The sequence below is a fragment of the Streptomyces sp. NPDC096324 genome, assembly GCF_044763015.1.
In the GTDB taxonomy this organism is placed as follows: domain Bacteria; phylum Actinomycetota; class Actinomycetes; order Streptomycetales; family Streptomycetaceae; genus Streptomyces.
The window spans coordinates 207,154-227,768 of record NZ_JBIWFK010000009.1; the positions used below are offsets into that span (position 1 = coordinate 207,154).

Sequence of the window (20,615 nt, forward strand, 5' to 3'; positions counted from 1 at the left end):
GTGGGGTTCTTCGGTAGGAATCCAGACTACGGCGAGGGTGGGGCGGGCAGGTCGGAACGCCTGCCCACCCCACCCCATCGGTGCCGGGGATCTACTTCTCGGTCACCCCGGCCGAGTCGAACGTCGCGACCTCGTGCATCGCCCGCGCGGCGCTCTGCACGATGGGCAGGGCGAGCAGGGCGCCGGTGCCTTCGCCGAGGCGCAGGTCGAGGTCGATCAGGGGGCGCAGGCCGAGCTTGTTCAGGGCGGCCACGTGGCCGGGTTCGGCGCTGCGGTGGCCCGCGATGCAGGCGGCCAGGACCTCGGGGGCGATGGCGCGGGCCACCAGCGCGGCGGCGCCCGCGCTGACGCCGTCCAGGATCACCGGCGTCCGCAGGGACGCGCCGCCGAGGAGGAGGCCGACCATGGCGGCGTGCTCCAGGCCGCCGATCGCCGCGAGGACGCCGATGGGGTCCGCCGGGTCCGGCTGGTGGAACTCGATGGCACGCCGGACCACCTCGGTCTTGCGGGCCAGGGTCTCGTCGTTGATGCCCGTGCCGCGGCCCGTGACCTCGGCCGGGTCCGCACCGGTGAACACCGAGATCAGGGCGGCCGACGCGGTCGTGTTGGCGATGCCCATCTCGCCGGTCAGCAGTGCCTTGTTGCCCGCGGCCACCAGGTCGCGGGCCGTCTCGATGCCCACCTCCAGCGCGGCGACGGCCTCTTCCCGGGTCATGGCGGGACCGGTGGTCATGTCGGCGGTACCGGCCCGGACCTTGCGCGGCAGCAGGCCCGGCGTGGCGGGCAGGTCGGAGGCGACGCCCACGTCGACGACACAGACCTCGGCGCCCACCTGGTTGGCGAACGCGTTGCAGACCGCGCCGCCGCCGAGGAAGTTGGCCACCATCTGGCCGGTGACCTCCTGCGGCCAGGGGGTGACGCCCTGCGCGTGGACACCGTGGTCACCGGCGAAGATCGCGACGGCGGCCGGCTCCGGGATCGGCGGCGGGCACATCCGGGACAGGCCCGACAACTGCGCGGAGATGATCTCCAGCATGCCGAGGGCGCCCGCGGGCTTGGTCATCCGCTTCTGGCGCTCCCACGCCTCGCCGAGCGCCTTGGCGTCGAGCGGGCGGATGTTGGAGACCGTCTCGGCGAGCAGGTCGTGCGGCTCCTCGCCGGGCAGCGCGCGGCGGCCGTACGTCTCCTCGTGCACGACCCACGACAGGGGGCGGCGCTTGGACCAGCCGGCCTGCATCAGCTCGGGCTCCTCCGGGAACTCGTCGACGTACCCAACGCACAGGTAGGCGACGACCTCCAGGTGCTCGGGCAGGCCCAGCGCGCGGACCATCTCCCGCTCGTCGAAGAAGCTGACCCAGCCGACGCCGAGGCCCTCGGCGCGGGCGGCGAGCCAGAAGTTCTCGACGGCGAGCGCGGCGGAGTACGGGGCCATCTGCGGCTGGGTGTGCCGGCCGAGGGTGTGGCGGCCGCCACGGGTCGGGTCGGCGGTGACGACGACGTTCACCGGAGTGTCGAGGATGGCCTCGATCTTCATTTCCTTGAACTGCTTGGCCCGGCCCTTGGGAAGCGACTGGGCGTAGGCCTCGCGCTGGCGCTGGGCGAGTTCGTGCATGCTGCGCCGGGTCTCGGCGGAGCGGATGACGACGAAGTCCCAGGGCTGGGAGTGGCCGACGGACGGCGCGGTGTGCGCGGCCTCCAGGACGCGCAGCAGCACGTCGTGCGGGATCGGGTCGCTGCGGAAGCCGTTGCGGATGTCACGGCGTTCGCGGATCACCCGCAGGACGGCCTCGCGCTCGGCGTCGTTGAAGCCGGCGGCCGCCGGGCCGGTGGACTCGCGTACGTCTTCCACCACGGCCGTGCTCTCTTCCTGGTCGGCGACCTGAGTGTGCAGGTCCTCCGCTTGCTGTGCGGCCACGGGCTCCGGCTCCGCGGTGAACGGTTCCGCGGTGAGCGGTTCCGTGGTGAGCTGCTCCGCCACGGGCATGACCTCGGGGCCGGTCTCCGCCTCCCGGGGGGCGGGTACCGACGCCTGGGCGATCGGCTCGGCCTCCGCCGTGGGAATCTCCTCGGCCGGGAGGGGTGCCACGGCCGGGGCGTCCTGCGCGAACGGCTGCTCCTCGTCGGGCGCGGGAGCCACGGTCATGCCGTGCGGCGGGGTCGGGGCCAGGTGCGCGGTCGTGGGGACCGTGCCGTCCACGGGCACGAATCCGCCGAGACTCCGGTCGGCCTGGGGGACGAGGGGCGCGCCGGGGAATCCGGGGACGCCCACCGTGTCCGGGGCGCTCTCGGGGTGCTGGTCGCCTTGCGCCGGGTGCTGCGGGTCGCCGGTGACCGGGTGGGCGGCCTCGCCGTGCGCGGCCACGCCGACCGGTACGGCCTGCGGGTCGATGACGCCGGGCGCGGACAGGACGGCGCCGTCGTGGGCGAGGGAACCGTCCTCGGTCGGCGCCGCGCCGTTCTCCGCGGCGGCGAGCCGGTCGGTGAACTGCTGGGCCTGGACCGCGTCGAGGGCGAGCTCCTGACCGCCGAGCGAGGCTTCCGCCGAGCGCGCGGAGAGCGCCGACAGGGCGGACTCCGGGATCTCGTAGGCGTGGGCGGCCGGGGCGCCGAGGGGCTGCTCGCCGCCGGACGCGGACGCTTCGTCCGTGAAGGGGACGGCGGGCTCCGGCATCTGGACGGCGGGCTCCGCGAACCCGGCCTCGTTGAGGTCGGGGACGGCCGGGCCGGCCGCCTGGGTGTCCTGGCCCGCGGGCTGCGCCGGGACCTGCGCGGCGGGGTCCTCGGCCGGCGCCAGGTCCTCGACCGGCGCGAACGACTGCGCGGGCAGGGCGTGCCCGGCGTCCTCGGTGAGCTGCGCCGGTACGTCCTCGGGCCCGGGCGCGGCGACGTCGGCCTGTGCCGCGAGGTCGGCGATGTCCGGCGTGACCGGGGCCTCGGCGACGTCCTGGAACTGCGGGGCGACGGGAATCCCCGGGGCGGCCGAGCCGTCCGTCGCGGAATCGGCTTCGGGAGCCGGGCCGTCCGCCTGGTCCTGGAGGTCGAGCGCCACGCCGTCGGCCCCCGGCACCTGGGCCGGGTCGGGGACGAAGGGTGCCGCCATGGCGCCGGGCACCTGCTCGGCCTCGGCGGCCTGCGGCACCTCGGGACCCGGTACGAGTACGGGTTCCGCGCTCACCACGGCCTCGGGCAGCGGCGTCTCGGGGCCGACCGTTTCCGCGGCCGCGCCACCGACGGGCACGGTCCCCCACGGCGCCGCGGCCTGCGGCAGGGCGTCGCCGGACGGGGGCACGTCCAGGTACTCGGGGCCGACGGTCGCCGGACCGGCCTGGCGGAGCGGAGTGACCGGGGTGGCCATGGTGGTCGGGCGGGCGCCCGCGGGACCGCGGTCGGCCAGTGAACGCACCGGGCTGGAGGAACCGTCCGGGGTGGGCGGGCCGAGGTGCAGCGGACGGCGTGGCGTCACGGACTGCGGGACCGGCTGGGGCACGGGCACCGGGCTCGGCGCGCGCACGGCGCCGAGGTCGATCGCACCGGTGTCGCGCCCGTCCGTCTCGTGCGGGCCGGGTTCGTCCGCGAAGGGCATCGGAGCAGGCGGCGGCACCTCGTTGCCCCAGGCACCCTGGGCACCGGGCGCGCCCGGCAGGAGAAGGAGGTCGTCCTCCTCGACGGGGCTCTCGGGAGAGTCGAGGTAGGTGTACACGCCCGGTGTGGTGACGCCCGGCTGCTCCACCATGCCTGCGCTCTCCGGCATTCCCTCGCCCGGGACCTGGCCGGTGTCGGTCATGCGTACCCCTCGCCCATCGGTTAGTGCTCCAAAGTCCAGCTCGCCCGGAACGGCGCACCGACCGCCCCACAGTGAAGAACGAGCGTGCGTGCCCAGCGGCACGTACGACCGGCCAACAAAGACGACAAAGCCATTAACAGGCATTGTCCCGGTCATCCCGCCCTCGCGACAGCGTGATCCGCGAGAGCCCGCTGTGGACTGCGCCACGTTGCGCGTCCTCCGGGTTCCGCCGTACCACACACGCCTCAAAACGGGCGGGTTTTCCGGACATTGACCTACGAAAGGCCGACCCCCGGGAGCGGTACAACGATCGGCCAGCCTACCGCGCGCGGTACGACAACAGGATCACGGGGCGCGATCCGGCAGACGGCCGCTGAGCAGGAACGCGACGCTCCGCTCCTTCTCCGTCCAAGCCCGTGTATCGAGTTCGACGGACTGAATGAGCGCGCACTCGACGTCATAGCCGTGCTCGCTCAGATCGCGGCCGATGAGTTCGGCGGCGTCACGGGTCGCGGCGTGCGCGACGATCCGCTGGGGACGGCGGTCGGCGACCGCGGAGACGACGGCCGCGCCCCCGCCCCCGACGCGCACGACGTCGGGTTCGGGCAGGTCCTCGAGGACGTGCGGGGCGCTGCCGTGCACGATCTGCATCTGCACGCCGTAGCGGCGGGCCGAGTGGTCGGTGCGGGCGCAGGAGCCGGGACTGCGGTCGACCGCGATGACGGCGGCGCCGGTGCGGGCGGCCTCGGTGGCGAAGGCGCCGCTGCCGCAGCCGATGTCCCAGACGAGGTCGCCGACGCGCGGTCCCAGCCGGGCGAGTTGGGCGGCGCGCAGCAGATCCGTCTCGCCCTCGCCGAGCGCGCCGCCGTACGCCCGCGCGGGCAGCGCCCAGCCGCGCGGCCCGCCGGCGGGCTCCCGGCCCGCGATCCAGCCGCCCTCGGCCGCGGCCACGAAGCCGCCGATGACGATCACGACGTTCGGGTCGCGCCAGGTGTGGTCGGCCGCCTTGTCGGAGGTGAGGATCGTGACCTGCTCCCGCGAGGTGCCGAGTTCCTCGCAGATGACGAAGGTGCGGTGCACCCCTTCGAGGAGCAGTCCGAGTTCGGCGGGTCCGGCGCCCGGTGAGGTGAGGACGGCAACCTTGGTGTGGGCTCGACATACATTCACCGCGCGTCGCAGGGTGCGGCTGTGTGCGACCACTACCTGTGCGTCATCCCAGGGCATTCCGGCGCGGGCGAAGGCCGCGGCCACCGAGGAGACGGCGGGGACGACCTCGACCTCCAGGCCGAACTCGGGTGCGCGCAGGGTGCGTACGACTCCGAAGAATCCGGGGTCCCCGTCGGCGAGGACGACGGCGGTGCCCCGGTGGCTCGCGATGCGGCGGGCGGCGAGGCCGACGCTGCCGAGACGGACGCGCTCGGCGCCCTCGGGCACTTCGGGGAGGTCGAGATGATGGGCCGCTCCGGCCACCAGTGTGGCGGCACCGAGAGCGGCGCGCGCCGCGACGGTCGGCGGCGAGCCGTCCCAGCCGATCACCGTGACCCGGTCGGCCATCGTCGTCAGTCTCCAGACAGGTCTTCGCGGGTCTCAGGTGCAGCCCGGGCGGGCTTGGTGAGGGTACCCCGGTGCGGTGCGGCGGGCGTGTGGCGGTCGGCGTGGCGCGGGAGTGACCCCGCTGTGCTGGGGCGAGGGGCCCGGACGACGGCCCGGGTCGCGCGACCGGATCGGCGCGACCGGTATCCGCTGAGCTGACCGCCGTACACCCATGTGACTCGGCCCGACCGTATACGACCCGTCGTGACCGCTTACGACCAGCCGTGGCCGTGCACGCCCGTCATGACCGTTCACGCCCCGCCGTGGCCGTGCACGCCCCGCCACGACGGCTCCCGTTCGCCGGTGCGGGCCTCCCGCGCGGGCCGGAGTGCGGCCGGCCGGCCCCTCAGTTCCAGTCGTTGAAGGAGGCGAAGCCGCCCGTGTCCGTGAGGTGGCCGTCCATGCCGTCGAGGTCCTCTGGCAGCAGACTCCACACGATGAAGTCGGTGCGCAGGTCGACCCAGGTGCCGTCCTCGGTCCGGGTGCGCGCTATGCAGGCGTTGCGCAGCACACCCTCGCTGATGCAGCCGATCTTCTGGGCCACCTGCTGCGAGGCGGTGTTGCCGGCGGCCGTGCGCAGTTCCACGCGCTCGAACTTCTGGTCGCGGAAGAGCCAGCGGGCGGTGGCGAGCGCGGCCTCGGACGCGTAGCCCTCGCCGCGCGCCCAGGGGGCGATGATGTACGACAGCTCGGTGGACCTGACCCGCCAGTTGGTCTTGCCGAGCTGGATGACACCGACCAGGCGCTGGGTGAGGAACTCGGTGACGGCGAGGTCGAGTCCACGCCCCCGGGAGCGTTCCGTGGGGGCGTAGTCGGCGATCCAGTCGCGGGCGCCGTCCTCGGTGAACGGCTGGGGGATCGACGTCCAGGCCGCCACCATCTCGTCGTTCATCATCTCCGTCAGCGCGGGCACGTCGTCCTCGTCGAGCGCACGCAGGACCAACCGCTCCGTGCTGATGGAGATGTCGGGGAAGGTGCTCGTCATGCGACGCTCCGTAACCGTCGGGGACTTCGGACCTGATGTACCGTCGGGTCCGCTGAACTGCCCAGCATGCAGCATGAAACCACTGAACGGCACAACGGGGTCCACTCCGGGTAATGGAGTGGACCCCGTGCGGTGACGAGTCGGGCCGCGGGCCGCAAATCGGCCCGGCACCTGCCTACTTGAAGGAGGGGATGACGGAACCCGCGTACTTGTCCTCGATGAACTTCTTGACCTCGGGCGAGGTGAGGAGCTTGGCGAGCTTCTTCACGCGCGGGTCGTTCTCGTTGCCCTTCTTGACCGCGAGGAAGTTGCCGTACGGGTTGTTCGTCGCCGACTCCAGGACGAGGGCGTCCTTGGCGGGCTTGAGGCCGGCCGATATGGCGTAGTTGCCGTTGATCACCGCGGCGTCCACGTCGTCCAGGGAGCGCGGGGTCTGCGCCGCCTCGACCTCCTTGAACTTGAGGTTCTTGGGGTTCTTGGCGATGTCCTGCGGGGTCGCCTCGTTGCCGGCGCCGTCCTTGAGGGTGATGAGCCCGTTGGAGGCGAGCAGCTTCAGGGCGCGCGCCTCGTTCACGGCGTCGTTCGGCACCGCGACGGTCGCGCCGCTCTTCAGGGCGTCGGCGCTCTTCACCTTGTGGGAGTAGAGGCCGAGCGGCTCCAGGTGCACCGTGACGACGGGCACGATGTGGGTGCCGCGCTTCTTGTTGAAGTCGTCGAGGTACGGCTGGTTCTGGAAGTAGTTGGCGTCGACCGAACCGTCCTCGGTGGCCGTGTTCGGCACGATGTAGTCCTGGAACTCCTTGACCTCCAGGTCGAGTCCCGCCTTCTTCGCCAGGTTCTTCTCGATGAAGTTCAGGATCTCGGCGTGAGGGACCGGGCTGGCGGCGACGACGAGCGGGCCGCTGTAGTCGGAGGACGAGGAGGAGTCCTTGTCGGAGCCGCAGGCGGAGAGACCCAGGGTGAGGGCTCCGGCGGCGAGGACGGCGGTGGTGATCTTGGCAGTGTTACGCACGAAAAGTGCCTTCCTGAGGGGTGGAGCGCCCCGCCGTGGGGTGGACGGGGAAATCTGCGGATGGGGCCGGGGACCGGGCGAGGGTCCCCGGTTGTTCAGACGGCCTCGCCGACGTCCACGGCGGCGGGCCGGCGGGTCTTCAGCAGGCGCAGCTTCGGGGCGGGGCCGGAGTGGCCGCCGCGGCGGTCCAGGGTCCGGGCCGCGTAGTCGCCGGCGAACTGGATGGCCGAGATGACCACCGCGAGGATGGCGACGATGATCCACATCAGCTCGGTCTCGAAGCGCTGGTAGCCGTAGCGGATGGCGAGGTCGCCGAGTCCGCCGGCGCCGACGGTGCCGGCCATCGCGGAGTAGCCGATGAGGGCCACGATCGTGGTGGTCGCCGAGGAGATCAGCGAGGGCAGCGACTCGGGGACGAGGACCTTGCGGACGACGGTCCAGGTGTTGCCGCCCATCGCCTGCACGGCCTCGACGAGCCCGCCGTCGACTTCGCGCACGGCCGTCTCGACCAGCCGCGCGAAGAACGGGATCGCGCCGATGGCGAGCGGCACGATGGCGGCGTCGCGGCCGATGGTCGTGCCCGTGACCCACCGCGTGAAGGTCATGAGCGCGACCATCAGGATGATGAACGGCATCGAGCGGGCGATGTTCACGACCTGCCCGACGACCTTGTTGGCGACGACGTTCTGGAGCAGGCCCCCGCGGTCCGTGAGCACCAGCAGGACACCGAGCGGCAGGCCGCCGACGATCGCTATGAGGGTGGACCAGCCGACCATGTAGAGCGTGTTCCAACACTCCTCGGACAGCAGCGGCTGCATCTCGGACCAGCTCACTTGGCACCTTCCTTGACCAGTTCGGGCTGCTGCCCCTGGATGTCGATCTGCAGGCCCTGCTCGCGCAGGAATCCGATCGGCACGACGTTCTCCTCGTAGCGGCCGGGCAGTTCGATGCGCATCCGGCCGACCTGCCTGCCGGCGACGGTGTCCATCGCGGCGCCGAGGATCGAGATGTCGATGTTGTAGGTGCGCGAGAGCTGCGAGATGACCGGCTGGGTGGCCGACTCGCCGTGGAAGGTGACGTCGATGACCGTGCGGTCCTCGCCGGAGGCGGTGCCGCTGACCGGGAACAGCGCGGCGGCCAGTTCGGAGCCGGGCGTCGCGAGGAGTTCGCTGACGGTGCCCGACTCGACGATGCGGCCGTCGTCCATCAGCGCGGCCGAGTCGCAGACCGTCTTGACGACGTCCATCTCGTGGGTGATGAGCAGGACGGTCAGACCGAGCTGGCGGTTCAGGTCACGCAGGAGCTGGAGGATCGAGCGGGTGGTCTCCGGGTCGAGGGCGCTGGTCGCCTCGTCGGAGAGCAGCACCTTCGGGTCGCCGGCCAGCGCGCGGGCGATGCCGACGCGCTGCTTCTGACCGCCGGAGAGCTGGGCCGGGTAGGACTTGGCCTTGTCGGACAGGCCGACCAGGTCGAGGAGCTGGAGGGCCTTGTGGCCGCGCTCCCTCCTGGAGAGGCCGAGGATGTCGAGCGGCAGCTCGACGTTCTCCTGGACGGTCCGCGAGGACAGCAGGTTGAAGTGCTGGAAGACCATGCCGATCCGGCTGCGCGCCTGACGGAGCTCCCGGCCGGCGCGCGGACCGCGCCCGGCGAGGGCGGTGAGGTCCCGGCCGTCGACGGTGACCGTGCCGGAGCTGGGACGCTCCAGCAGGTTCACGCAGCGGATGAGCGAGGACTTGCCGGCACCGGACTGGCCGATGACGCCGAACACCTCGCCTTCGCGGACGTGCAGATCGACGCCGTCGAGGGCGGTCACTTCACGGCCGCGCGAGCGGTAGACCTTGGTGAGGCCCGTTGTCGTGATCACTGGAGAATTCCGTCACTGTCGAGTGCGGGGCGTGGGTGTGCGCCGGGCACGGGTGCATGCGGTCGGAACGCGGCACGGTTCTCGCGATGGCGATGGAACCGGAAGGAGAACGTGTGCGCGGGGCAGCCCGGTCACGTACGCGGTACGGACACTGGGCGCGGTGATCCCGCTTCGGGGCGCGGGATCAGGCGGTGGTGCGAGGGCCCTCTAGCAGGCGCACATTCGACACATACAACGAGCACCGGGCGTCATGGTCGCCTCGGTCGCAAGGATGCGGTCGCTCGTCGTGGTCATGGAAGGAAGTAAAGCAGACAGGGGGGCGGGGACCGCCATTGCTGTCCGAATAGCGGACAGCGATGGACAGTGGTGGTCACTTTCAGCCCCGGACAAAGAGCTCGACTCCGTCGTCCGTCACCCGTACGGACAAGGGAGAGGGGCCCTCGGCCAGGAGGTGGGCGGCGAGTTCACCGGCCCGGCGCGTTGTGGCCAACACCACGGTGGCCGGGCCCGCGGCGCGGCCCGCCCGGAGCGCGGCGGGCAGTGGCCCGCGGGGCACTCCGGGGGCGAGCGCATCAGGTCTTTTGGCCCGTAATAGGGTCACGGCATGTTTGATGCCCTGACGGTCGCGACGGCTGTCGCCGCGCTCGCGCTCGCCGCCTGGTGCGGCTGGGCCGCCCACCGCGATCAGCCCACCAAGGACTGGCACTTCATCGGCATGGCCGTGGTGAGCGTGCTCGCGCTGGTCCAGCTCGTGATCGGCGTCGTCCAGCTCGCGCGCGGCGAGAAGCCGGACCAGGGCACGACCATCTTCGTGGCGTATCTGATCGGCGCCTTCGCCTGCATTCCCGCCGCGGGATTCATGTCGCTCGCGGAGCGCACCCGCTGGGGCTCGGTCACGGTGGCGGCCGGCGGCATCGTCCTCGCCGTGCTCGAGGTCCGGCTCTACGACATCTGGGGAGGCTGAGATGACGGCCACGGAGGAGAACACGCCGGTGACTCAGGACATGCGCGACGAACAGGGCGGGGCCCCGGCCCAGGCGTCCGCCGGCACGAAGCGCGCGCGGCTCATCAGCGGCCCGGGCATCCTGCTGGTGTGGCTGTACGGGGTGATGGTGGTCGGCGCCGTCTCACGGTCGGCCGTGCAGATCTCCACGCAGTTCGACAAGGCGCCGCTCGCCTACTCGCTGTCCGCGGTCGCCGGTCTCGTCTACGGGTTCATCACGTACTCGCTCGTGCGCGGCGGCGAGACGGCGCGCAGGGCGGCGCTGGTGTGCTGCGCCGCCGAGCTCGCGGGCGTACTGATCGTCGGGACCTGGACGCTGGCCGAGCCGTCCGCGTTCCCCGACGCCACGGTGTGGTCGGACTACGGCATGGGCTATCTCTTCATCCCGGTCCTGCTGCCGCTCTCGGCGATGTACTGGCTGCGCAAGGCGCGTACGAACGGCAACTGACGGCTCCGGCCGGAAGCCGGTCGGGCGTGGGCGCTCAGGCGCTGGTGGCGTACACGCCGGCGTCGGCGCCCTTGGCCAGGGTCACCAGCGTCATGCGCTCACCCACCCGCTCCTGGGAGACGGGGGCGTAGCCGTGCTTGCGGTACAGGCGCAGGTTGCGCTCGCTGCGGTGGCCGGTGAAGAGCTGGAAGGACTTGGCCGCGCCCTCGCCGCCCAGGCGTGCCTCGATGGCGTCGAGCAGACGTCCGCCCAGGCCGTGCCGCTGCATACGCGGGTGCACGATGAGTTTGTTGATGCGGGCCGTGCCGTCGGCGTCGACGGCGCCGCGTACCGAGGCCACCACCTCGTCGCCGAGCCGGGCCACCAGTACGGTGCCGCCCGCCAGTTCCGCCCTGAGGGAGTCGAGCGGCTGTGTGAGGGGCTCGATGCCGTAGTCGCCGTACAGCTCGGCCTCGCTCTGATAACAGAGGTACTGCAGCTTCAGGATCGATTCCGCATCCTGCTCGGTCGCCGCCGAGATGGTCACGCTCATGCCCATGTGTGCATGCCTCCCGCTCACCTGTTCCACCGGTCGTCCCCCACTCCTATCCCCGTCGTCAGCGGGCCGCAACCTCCGGCGTCAGCAATCGCCGAAGACATCCAAGACATCTGGAGCGTTCCGGACCAAGGTTGCCCTGTGAGATACCCAACTCGCCTGCGATCTCCCGGTACGTGAGGTCCGCCGGGGAGAGCAGGGCGGCCATCAGACCGGGGCAGCGGCCGGGCAGCCGGCGCACCGCCTCGTGCAGCTCGCTCCGTCGGACGGCGGCCATCGCCCGCTGTTCCGGGCCGGCGCCGTCGTCGGCGGGTTCGGTGGCGTAGGGCTGCTCGGCGCCTGCCCTGCGACGGCAGCGGCGGGCCTCCGCGCGGACGGCCCGGCGCACCCAACCCCGCGGGTCGGCGGGCGGTCCCGTCGTCTCCAGTCGTTCCAGCAGCCGTAGCCAGACGGCCTGTTCCAGGTCGCCCCGCTCGGCGCCGGAGGCATGGGCCTCCGCCGACGCCTCGGCGGTCAGCAGCGGGCGCAGGGTGGTGAGCAGTTCGTGCGTCATGTGCGGCACGACGTGGCCGCCCCGGCGCGAGGTTGCCGGGGCGGCCGTTTCTCACCCCATCCGGGGTGACCGGTTCGTCCGTTGACGGAGGGCGGACACCTGCCCCGCTCCCGCTCCGTACTCCTGTCCCGTTCCGTGCTCCTGTCCCGCTCCGTGCCCCGGTCCGCGGGCGGGCCGGGGCGGTGGAGTCATCGCTTCAGGAAGTCCGCGCGGGCCAGCACCGCGGTGTCCGCGTTGTCGGAGAACACGCCGTCGATGCCCGTCTCGAAGTAGACCTTGAAGGCGCCGAAGGGGTCCCCGTAGGCGTCCGCGGCGGTGCCCTTGCGGAAGTTCGCGGGCAGGAAGGGGTTCTCGTTGCGCATGGTGTACGGGTGCAGGATCAGACCCGCCCGGTGCGCGTCGGCGACGAGCGTGGTCGCGGTGGTGAGGTTGCCGGCCGCGTCCTTCGGGATGACCAGGTCGAGGGTGGGGCCGATGCCCTGCGCGTACGAGGCGATCCACTCCAGGCCCGCGGGCGTGACGAGGTCGGCGACCGTGCGGGGGTCACCTGTCGCGACGAAGTCCCAGGGGCGGGTGTTCGCGGCCGACAGCAGGACGACGAGCGGGTTGCCGACGAGCTTGTCCAGCCGCTGGATGCTGCTCGGCTCGAAGGACTGGAGGATGACCGGCGAGTCCTTCCTGTCCTTGCCATACTTGCGCAGCAGCTTCGCGACCCGCTCCTCCAGGCCGAGACCGAGCGCCCGGAAGTAGGTGGGGTGCTTGGTCTCGGGGTAGATCCAGACCTGCTTGCCCCGCTTGCGGGTCTGCTCGTCCTGCCAGCGGAGCACCTCCTCGAAGGTGGGGATCTCCCAGCGGCCGTCGTAGAGGGTGTTGTGCGGACGGTTGGCCGGGATGCGTTCGACGGCACGCAGGGTCTTCAGCTCGGCGAGCGTGAAGTCCTCGGTGAACCAGCCGGTGGTGGGGACGCCGTCGAGCGTCTTGGTGGTCCTGCGGTCGGCGAACTCGGGATGCGCGGCCACGTCCGTGGTCCCGCCGATCTCCGGTTCGTGACGGCACACGAGGTGACCGTCCTTGGTGGGCACCAGGTCACCGGCCTCGACGACGTCGGCACCCAGGTCGAGGGCGAGCTGGTACGAGCCGAAGGTGTGCTCCGGCCGGTAGCCGCTGGCCCCGCGGTGACCGATGACGGTCGGTCGGGGCAGGCCGCGGTAGCCGCCGCCTCCGTGACGTTCGTCCGCGCTCGCGGTGCCGGGCAGGCCGAGGGCCGCTCCGCCCGCCCCGAGCACCGCGGCCGAGAGCAGCGTCCGCCGCGCCGTGCCCCGCTCCTGACCGTTCGACTCCTGCGCTCCCATGAGCGTCCTCCCGCCGTAGGTGCCTGCCTGTCGAAGCGGGACGATCGTAGGTGCCCCCGTGTGACGGGAGGGGGGCCCGCGGCGGAACAGTGGGTGACCTCGGCTCCACGGCGGGATGCGGAACTTGACGGTCCGTCGGCATCGGCCGGGCGGTCGGGGGTAGGCGTGAGGCGAAGACCGGCGCACGGCCCTTCGCCGTGCGCTCACCCGTTCGCCGGTACCCGTGCGCGATGTCCGTCACACCGGACGACCCCGGTGTCCACCGCTCACGGGCACGCAATCGCAGGTAAACGTAGGTCAACAGTGCGTATCCGGTCGATGAACCCGATGTGCAATCGACCGGGAACCGCGAGTATGGTCCTCACCTGCACAGACTCCATACCGATCCCTTGACACCGGAGGGCCCGTTGTCCCGCTTCGCGCTCATCAAGGCAGTGCTCGGAACGATCATGCGCCTGATGTTCCGCCTACGGGTGGAGGGCGTCGAGCACATCCCCGGCAAGGGGCCGGTGATCCTGGCCGGCAACCACCTCACGTTCATCGACTCGATGATCCTTCCGCTGGTCTGCGACCGGCAGGTGTTCTTCATCGGCAAGGACGAGTACGTCACGGGCAAGGGCCTCAAGGGCCGGCTGATGGCGTGGTTCTTCACCGGCGTCGGCATGATCCCGGTGGACCGGGACGGCGCCAACGGCGGCGTGGCCGCGCTGATGACCGGCCGCCGTGTCCTGGAGGAGGGCAAGGTCTTCGGGATCTACCCCGAGGGCACCCGCTCCCCCGACGGCCGCCTGTACCGCGGCCGCACCGGCATCGCCCGGCTCACCCTGATGACCGGCGCCCCGGTCGTCCCGTTCGCGATGATCGGCACGGACAAGCTCCAGCCGGGCGGCGCGGGCATGCCGCGTCCGGGCAAGGTCACGGTCCGCTTCGGGCCGGCCATGGAGTTCTCGCGCTACGAGGGCATGGACCGCGACCGGTACGTGCTGCGCGCCGTGACCGACTCCGTGATGACCGAGGTCATGCGGCTGTCCGGCCAGGAGTACGTCGACATGTACGCCACCAAGGCGAAGGCCGCCTAGCGAGGCGGCACACCAGGTAGGAGGGTGGGCTCCGACCGGAGGTTTCCGGTCGGAGCCCACCCTTTTACGCCGTGTCTCCCACCGGGGTCCCCGGTCCGGTAGGTCACGCGCCCGGCGCCGGGGTCCCGCCCCGGCGGACCCGGCGCCTCGACCGGGGTGCCCGCTCCGGCGCGGCCACCCGTCCGTTGCCGGATTCCCGTTCCGGCGGACCCCGTGCTTCCCGCCAGGTCCCCGTTCCCGCGCGACTACGCCTCCAGCTTCTGGCCGCGGAGCAGGAACCAGGCCGCGACCGCGGTGGCCAGCAGGACGGCGGCGCCCGCGCCGGAGGCGAGGGCCAGACCGTCCACGAAGGACTCCCTGGCAGCGGTGAGCAGCGTCTCTGCGGTGTGCTCGGGCAGGCCTCCGGCGGCCTCCACCGCTCCGCCGAGCGAGTCGTGCGCCGCGGCCGGGGTGCCCGCGGGGCCGGTGAAGCCCGCGTAGACGCCGGTCACGACGGAGCCGAGCAGGGCGATGCCCAGAGCCGCGCCGAGTTCGTAGGCCGTCTCGGAGACCGCGGACGCGGCGCCCGCCTGCTCCTTGGGCACGGCGGAGAGGATGACGTCGGCGGTGACGGTGAACGAGAAGCCCGCGCCGACACCGACGACGAGCAGGGCCGCGCCGAGCAGCGGATAGCCGGTGGACCGGTCCAGCACGGTGAGCGCGCCGAGCGCGAGGCCCACCGCGGCGAGCCCGCCGGACACGACGGTCCGTACCGAGAAGCGCCGCGCGACCCGTCCCGCGACCAGACCGGCCGCCACCGCGCCGACGGCCGCGGGTACTTCGGCGAGTCCCGCCTCGAACGGACCTCGGCCCTGGACCAGTTGCAGGTACTGGGAGAGGAAGAACACGAGCCCGGACATGCCGAGCACGGTGAACAGGTCGGCGAGCACCGCGCCGGAGAACCCGCGGTTGCGGAACAGCCGGACGTCCAGCAGCGGTGTGGGAAGCGTCAGTTGGCGGCGTACGAACCAGAAGAGGGCGCCCGCTCCCAGCAGACCGGCGGCGAAGGCCTCGCCGGACGGTCCGTGCGCGGCGAGTTCCTTCACCCCGTACACCACCGCGATCACACCGACGAGCGAGAGCGTCACGCTGATCAGGTCCCAGGGGCCGGGGTTCGGGCTCTTCGACTCGGGGAGCAGTCTGCGCCCGACGAGGACGAGGACCACCATCACCGGAAGGTTGATGAGGAAGACCGAGCCCCACCAGAAGTGTTCGAGAAGGAAGCCGCCGACGACGGGGCCGACCGCCGTGCCCGCGGAGGCCGTCGCGCCCCAGATGCCGATGGCGAGGCTGCGCTCGCGCGGGTCGTGGAAGATGTTGCGGATCAGGGCGAGGGTGGCGGGCATCAGGGTCGCGCCCGCGACGCCGAGCAGCGCCCGCGCCAGGATCATCATCTCGGGTGTCGTGGCATAGGCGTTGAGCACGGATATCAGGCCGAACGCCGTGGAGCCCGCCAGCAGCAGCCTCTTGCGGCCGATGCGGTCGCCGAGGCTGCCCATGGAGACGAGCAGGCCGGCGATGACGAAGGAATAGACGTCCCCGATCCACAGAAGCTGGGTGCCCGAGGGTTCGAGGTCCTCACTGATGTACGGGGTCGCGAGACCGAGGACGGTCGCGTCGACGGTCACCAGCAGCACGGCGAGGACGAGGACGCAGAGCGCGAGCCACCGGCCCGGACGCTTCGGCGTCTCCGTCACCGTCGCCGGCCGCAGGGTGCTGGTCATGGTTCCTCTCTCCTGAGCGCGCCGCCGAGCAGCAGCTCGACGATCATGTGGTGGAAGTCCTTGGCGGCGACGCGGCCCTCGGTGACGGCCCAGGCCGCCGAGGCCATCAGTCCGTAGAGGGCCTCGGTGAGCCAGGCCGGGCTGAGGTCGATGCGGAACTCGCCGCTCTCCTGGCCACGCCGGAACAGCGCGGCCATCCGGGCGTCGAGCCGGGCCCAGCCCTCGTGCTGCCCGTCACCCTCGAAGAGCTGGTTCTCCGTATAGAGGAAGGCGAGCAGTCCGGCCGCCTTCTCCAGTTCCCTCACCAGGCGGCGCACGGCCTCCTGCGCGGTGCCCTCGTCGAGGCGGGCCGCGTCCAGAGCGGCCTCGCACTCCTCGATGCCGAGCGCCTCCAGCGCGCGGACGAGCGCGTCACGGCCGGCGAACTGGCGGTGCAGCGTGGCCCGGCTGATCCCGGCAGCCTTCGCCACCTCGTCCATCGTCGCGGTGGATTTGCGGGTGAGCAGGGCGGCTGCGCTGCGCAGCACGTGATCACGGTCGACAGCCATGAGACAACTGTACCGCAGATGAGACACTGATGTCTCATGCGGGGCGTACGTGTCTCACACTCGCGTCCTCCGGGGGCGCTCAGTGCCAGGGAAGCCGCCCGCGTCGCTCCCAGTACGCCCCCGGTTCCTCCACCAGGGCGGACAGCCGGGAGAGCTGGTCGTCGTCGAGGTCGACGACCGCCGCGTGCAGGTTGGAGGCGAGCTGGTTGGCGGTGGCCGCCCCCGAGAGCACGACGCCGGCCCAGGGCTGCCGAAGGATCAGCGCGAGGGCGACCGCGTCACAGCCGAGGGACGTCTCGGCGGCGACGGCGCGCAGCGCCTCCGGCGCGTGCGGCCCGGCGAGCCGGCCATTGGCCACACCCTCCTTGACGATCACCGTGAGCCCGGCGTCGTGCGCCTCGGCGAGCGCCGGGGCGGCGGAGGTCTCCAGGGCGTTGTACGTGGACTGGACGGTACGGAAGAGCGGCTCGCCCTCGACCGTGACGGCGAGCGCGGCGCGGATCGCCTCCGCCTGCGCGGGCCCGCTGGTGGAGAAGCCGATCGACAGGCCCCCGGCGGCCGCTTCGGCGAGGGCCGCGTGCAGTTCCTTGTCGGTGAGGGCCGGACTGTCGGGGGTCACCGAGTGGATCTGGTAGAGGTCGAGCCGGTCGCCGAGCAGCTCCGCGGTCTCGGCGCGCTGCCTCTCGTACGTGGCGAGGCCGTGGTCCTTGACCTCGTGCGCCTCGGCGTCGGTGCGCCAGTCGGCCGTGTACGTGTAGCCCCATTTGCTGCCGACGACGACGTCGTCGACCTCCGGGCGACCGCTGAGCCAGCCGGCCAGGAACTCCTCCGAGCGGCCGTAGGAGCGGGCCACGTCGAAGTAGCGCACGCCTTGGGCGTAGGCGGCTTCGAGGAGTTCACTGGTGCGCTCGCGCAGTGCCTCGACGCTCCGATCGGCGGGGAGGTCCTCCTCGCGCCCGAGGTTGATGTAGCCCGGGCGGCCCACCGCGGCGAGTCCCAGGCCGAGGTGGGCGGTGGGAGTCGTGGCTGAGGCGAGACGTGCGAAGGGCATCGCGGCTCCGTTCGGTCGGCTCCTTTGCGGCTCCCGGCCAACGTAACCCGCGACACCCTCCGTCGTACGGCACCTGCTCCCGCCCGCAGTCCGTGTCCGCTTCCCGGCCCGCGGACCGCGGCGGCGGGCGGAGTGCGCCCGTCGCGGCGCCGACACCGCTCCGGCGGGGCAAACGGCGCCGCCGCGGTACTACTTCCGCTTGGCCGTCGCCCACGTCTGCTGGGCGGCGACGTCCGTCTTGATCTCGGCGAGCTGGACGGCGACGGCGCTCGGCGCCGTACCGCCGCGGCCGTCACGGGAGGCGAGGGCCCCGGGGACGTTCAGGACGGACCGGACCTCCGGCGTCAGGTGCGCCGAGATCTTCGCGAACTGCTCGTCGGTCAGCTCGTCCAGCTCCTTGCCCTCCGCCTCGGCGACCTTGACGCACTCACCGGCGACCTCGTGCGCGACACGGAACGGCACGCCCTGCCGGACCAGCCACTCGGCGATGTCGGTGGCGAGCGAGAAACCGGCCGGGGCCAGCTCCTCCATGCGCTCGCGGTGGACGGTCAGCGTGGCCATCATGCCGGTGAACGCGGGGAGCAGGACCTCCAGTTGGTCGCAGGAGTCGAAGACCGGCTCCTTGTCCTCCTGGAGGTCGCGGTTGTACGCGAGGGGCAGTGCCTTGAGCGTGGCCATCAGCCCGGTCAGGTTGCCGATCAGACGGCCCGACTTGCCGCGCGCCAGCTCGGCGATGTCCGGGTTCTTCTTCTGCGGCATGATCGACGAGCCGGTGGAGAACGCGTCGTGGAGGGTGACGAAGGAGAACTCCTTCGTGTTCCAGATGATGATCTCCTCGGCGATCCGGGAGAGGTTGACGCCGATCATCGCGGTGATGAACGCGAACTCGGCCACGAAGTCGCGGGAGGCCGTGCCGTCGATGGAGTTGGCCGAGCTGCCGTGCTCGAAGCCGAGGTCCTTCGCCACCGCCTCCGGGTCCAGGCCGAGGGAGGAGCCGGCCAGGGCGCCGGAGCCGTACGGCGAGACGGCCGTCCGCTCGTCCCACTGGCGCAGCCGTTCCGCGTCCCGGGACAGGGACTGGACGTGGGCCAGGACGTGATGCGCGAACAGCACGGGCTGGGCGTGCTGGAGGTGGGTGCGCCCCGGCATCGCCACGTCCGGGTGGGCCTCCGCCAGACCGATCAGCGCCTCCTGGAGGTCGGCGATCAGACCGCCGATGATCCGGGCGTGGTCGCGCAGGTACATCCGGAAGAGCGTGGCCACCTGGTCGTTGCGGGAGCGGCCGGCGCGGAGCTTGCCGCCGAGGTCGGGGCCGAGGCGCTCGAGAAGGCCGCGCTCCAGGGCGGTGTGGACGTCCTCGTCGGCGATGGTGCCCACGAAGGAGCCGTCGGCGACGTCCGACTCCAGCAGGTCGAGGCCCCCGATCATGCGTGTGAGCTCGTCCTCGGTGAGCAGGCCCGCCTTGTGCAGCACGCGCGCGTGGGCACGCGAACCGGCGATGTCGTACGGCGCGAGGCGCCAGTCGAAGTGGACCGACGCGGACAGCTTGGCCAGGGCCTCGGCGGGACCGTCGGCGAACCGTCCGCCCCAGAGCCGGACGTCACCGCTGTTGCTGCTCACTTGCGTTACTCCTCGAAAGGTGTGGATGTGCCACCGCCTCCCCACGCGTGCGTGAGGAGGCGGCTGCAAGGCTAGTGCTCGGGAGGCTCCGAGGCGGCGGACACGACGCGGTCCGCGCCAAGTGCCGTACCGCTTACGCCAGATCCCGCTTGGCGGCGATCTTCGACGACAGGCTGTAGATGTCGATGAAGCCCTTGGCCGCGGCCTGGTCGAAGGTGTCGCCCGTGTCGTACGTGGCCAGGTCGAAGTCGTAGAGCGAGGTGTCGGAGCGCCGGCCGGTGACGACCGCGCGGCCGCCGTGCAGGGTCATCCGGATGTCGCCGTTGACGTGCTGGTTGGCCTCGTCGATGAAGCCGTCCAGGGCGCGCTTGAGCGGGGAGAACCACTGGCCGTCGTAGACCAGTTCGCCCCAGCGCTGCTCGACCTGCCGCTTGTAGCGGGCGAGTTCACGCTCGACCGTGACGTTCTCCAGCTCCTGGTGCGCGGTGATCAGCGCGATCGCGCCCGGGGCCTCGTACACCTCACGGGACTTGATGCCCACGAGCCGGTCCTCGACCATGTCGATCCGGCCGATGCCCTGGGCGCCGGCCCGCTCGTTGAGCTGCTGGATGGCCTGGAGGACGCTGACGGGCCTGCCGTCGATGGCGACCGGGACACCCTGCTTGAAGGTGATGATCACCTCGTCGGCCTCGCGGGCCTCGGCCGGGTTCGAGGTGTACTCGTAGATGTCCTCGATCGGGGCGTTCCAGATGTCCTCCAGGAAGCCCGTCTCGACCGCGCGCCCGAAGACGTTCTGGTCGATGGAGTACGGGGACTTCTTGGTGGTGGCGATCGGGAGCTGCTTCTCCTCGCAGAAGGCGATCGCCTTGTCCCGGGTCATCGCGTAGTCGCGGACCGGGGCGATGCACTTGAGGTCGGGGGCGAGGGCGACGATGCCGGCCTCGAACCGCACCTGGTCGTTGCCCTTGCCGGTGCAGCCGTGGGCGACCGTGGTGGCGCCGTGCTTCTGGGCGGCGGCGACGAGGTGCTTGACGATCGTCGGCCGGGAGAGGGCGGAGACCAGCGGGTAGCGGTCCATGTAGAGGGCGTTGGCCTTGATCGCCGGGAGGCAGTACTCGTCGGCGAACTCGTCCTTGGCGTCCGCGACCTCGGCCTCGACGGCGCCGCACGCGATGGCGCGCTTACGGATGACGTCCAGGTCCTCGCCGCCCTGGCCGACATCGACCGCGACGGCGATGACCTCGGCGCCCGTCTCCTCGGCGATCCAGCCGATGGCGACGGAGGTGTCCAGACCGCCTGAGTAGGCGAGTACGACGCGCTCGGTCACGGGATTCTCCTCAACAGTGCATTCGCTGACATGCATGAGTATGCAGCACTCTGCATGGTTCGTCAATCGCGGCTCGCCCCGGCACGCTCGGCCGAGGA

General features: G+C 71.7%; 17 protein-coding genes. 3 read left to right on the forward strand and 14 right to left on the reverse strand.

The genetic code is table 11. The features are described from left to right. Positions 1-91: 91 nt before the first annotated feature. The 6 genes from cobT to ACIQ7M_RS25915 all read right to left on the reverse strand — a co-directional run bounded on the left by cobT (position 92) and on the right by ACIQ7M_RS25915 (position 9,238). On the reverse strand, positions 92-3,784 hold the full coding sequence (gene cobT / locus ACIQ7M_RS25890) for a nicotinate-nucleotide--dimethylbenzimidazole phosphoribosyltransferase (protein ID WP_403648505.1): 3,693 nt from the start codon (positions 3,782-3,784) through the stop codon (positions 92-94). A gap of 345 nt (positions 3,785-4,129) precedes the next feature. Continuing rightward, complete coding sequence (cbiE, locus tag ACIQ7M_RS25895; protein ID WP_386986166.1) at positions 4,130-5,338, reverse strand: precorrin-6y C5,15-methyltransferase (decarboxylating) subunit CbiE; 1,209 nt, start codon at positions 5,336-5,338, stop codon at positions 4,130-4,132. Positions 5,339-5,723: 385 nt separating this feature from the next. After that, positions 5,724-6,362, reverse strand: coding sequence for a GNAT family N-acetyltransferase (locus ACIQ7M_RS25900; protein ID WP_386986169.1), 639 nt, complete (start codon positions 6,360-6,362; stop codon positions 5,724-5,726). A 175-nt stretch (positions 6,363-6,537) separates the two neighbouring features. After that, a complete protein-coding gene (locus ACIQ7M_RS25905) occupies positions 6,538-7,374 on the reverse strand; it encodes a MetQ/NlpA family ABC transporter substrate-binding protein (RefSeq protein ID WP_355773712.1) in 837 nt (278 codons plus the stop codon). 95 nt (positions 7,375-7,469) lie between these two features. Further along, positions 7,470-8,207, reverse strand: coding sequence for a methionine ABC transporter permease (locus ACIQ7M_RS25910; protein WP_355773714.1), 738 nt, complete (start codon positions 8,205-8,207; stop codon positions 7,470-7,472). Further along, the gene (locus ACIQ7M_RS25915; protein WP_355773717.1) at positions 8,204-9,238 is read right to left on the reverse strand and encodes an ATP-binding cassette domain-containing protein; all 1,035 of its coding nucleotides are present in this window, start codon (positions 9,236-9,238) and stop codon (positions 8,204-8,206) included. The genes ACIQ7M_RS25910 and ACIQ7M_RS25915 overlap by 4 nt, the downstream gene beginning before the upstream one ends. Before the next feature lie 604 nt (positions 9,239-9,842). On the opposite strand from ACIQ7M_RS25915, the gene ACIQ7M_RS25920 reads away from it, so the two are divergent. Both ACIQ7M_RS25920 and ACIQ7M_RS25925 read left to right on the forward strand, forming a co-directional pair. Beyond that, positions 9,843-10,202, forward strand: a complete 360-nt coding sequence (locus tag ACIQ7M_RS25920; protein ID WP_355773719.1) for a hypothetical protein — start codon at positions 9,843-9,845, stop codon at positions 10,200-10,202. 40 nt (positions 10,203-10,242) lie between these two features. Beyond that, positions 10,243-10,689 (forward strand): hypothetical protein, encoded by a 447-nt coding sequence (locus ACIQ7M_RS25925; RefSeq protein WP_403648956.1) that lies wholly within the window; start codon positions 10,243-10,245, stop codon positions 10,687-10,689. A 34-nt stretch (positions 10,690-10,723) separates the two neighbouring features. On the opposite strand, the gene ACIQ7M_RS25930 is transcribed toward ACIQ7M_RS25925, so the two are convergent. The 3 genes from ACIQ7M_RS25930 to ACIQ7M_RS25940 form a co-directional block, all read right to left on the reverse strand. Further along, complete coding sequence (locus ACIQ7M_RS25930; RefSeq protein ID WP_403648511.1) at positions 10,724-11,227, reverse strand: GNAT family N-acetyltransferase; 504 nt, start codon at positions 11,225-11,227, stop codon at positions 10,724-10,726. A gap of 58 nt (positions 11,228-11,285) precedes the next feature. Beyond that, positions 11,286-11,777 carry a sigma-70 family RNA polymerase sigma factor gene (locus ACIQ7M_RS25935; RefSeq protein ID WP_403648514.1) on the reverse strand — a complete coding sequence of 164 codons (492 nt, stop codon included), beginning with the start codon at positions 11,775-11,777 and terminating at the stop codon, positions 11,286-11,288. A gap of 188 nt (positions 11,778-11,965) precedes the next feature. After that, a complete protein-coding gene (locus ACIQ7M_RS25940) occupies positions 11,966-13,129 on the reverse strand; it encodes a glycerophosphodiester phosphodiesterase (RefSeq protein ID WP_403648517.1) in 1,164 nt (387 codons plus the stop codon). A 389-nt stretch (positions 13,130-13,518) separates the two neighbouring features. On the opposite strand from ACIQ7M_RS25940, the gene ACIQ7M_RS25945 reads away from it, so the two are divergent. Further along, entirely contained in the window at positions 13,519-14,208 is a 690-nt protein-coding gene (locus ACIQ7M_RS25945; protein WP_362398347.1) for a lysophospholipid acyltransferase family protein, read from the forward strand. A 245-nt stretch (positions 14,209-14,453) separates the two neighbouring features. Here ACIQ7M_RS25945 and ACIQ7M_RS25950 read toward each other — a convergent pair whose 3' ends face one another. The 5 genes from ACIQ7M_RS25950 to ACIQ7M_RS25970 all read right to left on the reverse strand — a co-directional run bounded on the left by ACIQ7M_RS25950 (position 14,454) and on the right by ACIQ7M_RS25970 (position 20,517). Beyond that, positions 14,454-15,971 carry an MFS transporter gene (locus ACIQ7M_RS25950; protein WP_403648522.1) on the reverse strand — a complete coding sequence of 506 codons (1,518 nt, stop codon included), beginning with the start codon at positions 15,969-15,971 and terminating at the stop codon, positions 14,454-14,456. Beyond that, the gene (locus tag ACIQ7M_RS25955) at positions 15,968-16,519 is read right to left on the reverse strand and encodes a TetR/AcrR family transcriptional regulator (RefSeq protein WP_389848223.1); all 552 of its coding nucleotides are present in this window, start codon (positions 16,517-16,519) and stop codon (positions 15,968-15,970) included. The genes ACIQ7M_RS25950 and ACIQ7M_RS25955 overlap by 4 nt, the downstream gene beginning before the upstream one ends. 79 nt (positions 16,520-16,598) lie before the next feature. Further along, complete coding sequence (locus ACIQ7M_RS25960; protein ID WP_403648526.1) at positions 16,599-17,570, reverse strand: aldo/keto reductase; 972 nt, start codon at positions 17,568-17,570, stop codon at positions 16,599-16,601. 189 nt (positions 17,571-17,759) lie between these two features. Continuing rightward, a complete protein-coding gene (gene argH / locus ACIQ7M_RS25965) occupies positions 17,760-19,190 on the reverse strand; it encodes an argininosuccinate lyase (RefSeq protein ID WP_403648529.1) in 1,431 nt (476 codons plus the stop codon). 133 nt (positions 19,191-19,323) lie between these two features. Continuing rightward, on the reverse strand, positions 19,324-20,517 hold the full coding sequence (locus ACIQ7M_RS25970) for an argininosuccinate synthase (RefSeq protein ID WP_355771211.1): 1,194 nt from the start codon (positions 20,515-20,517) through the stop codon (positions 19,324-19,326). Between the last annotated feature and the right edge of the window lie 98 nt (positions 20,518-20,615).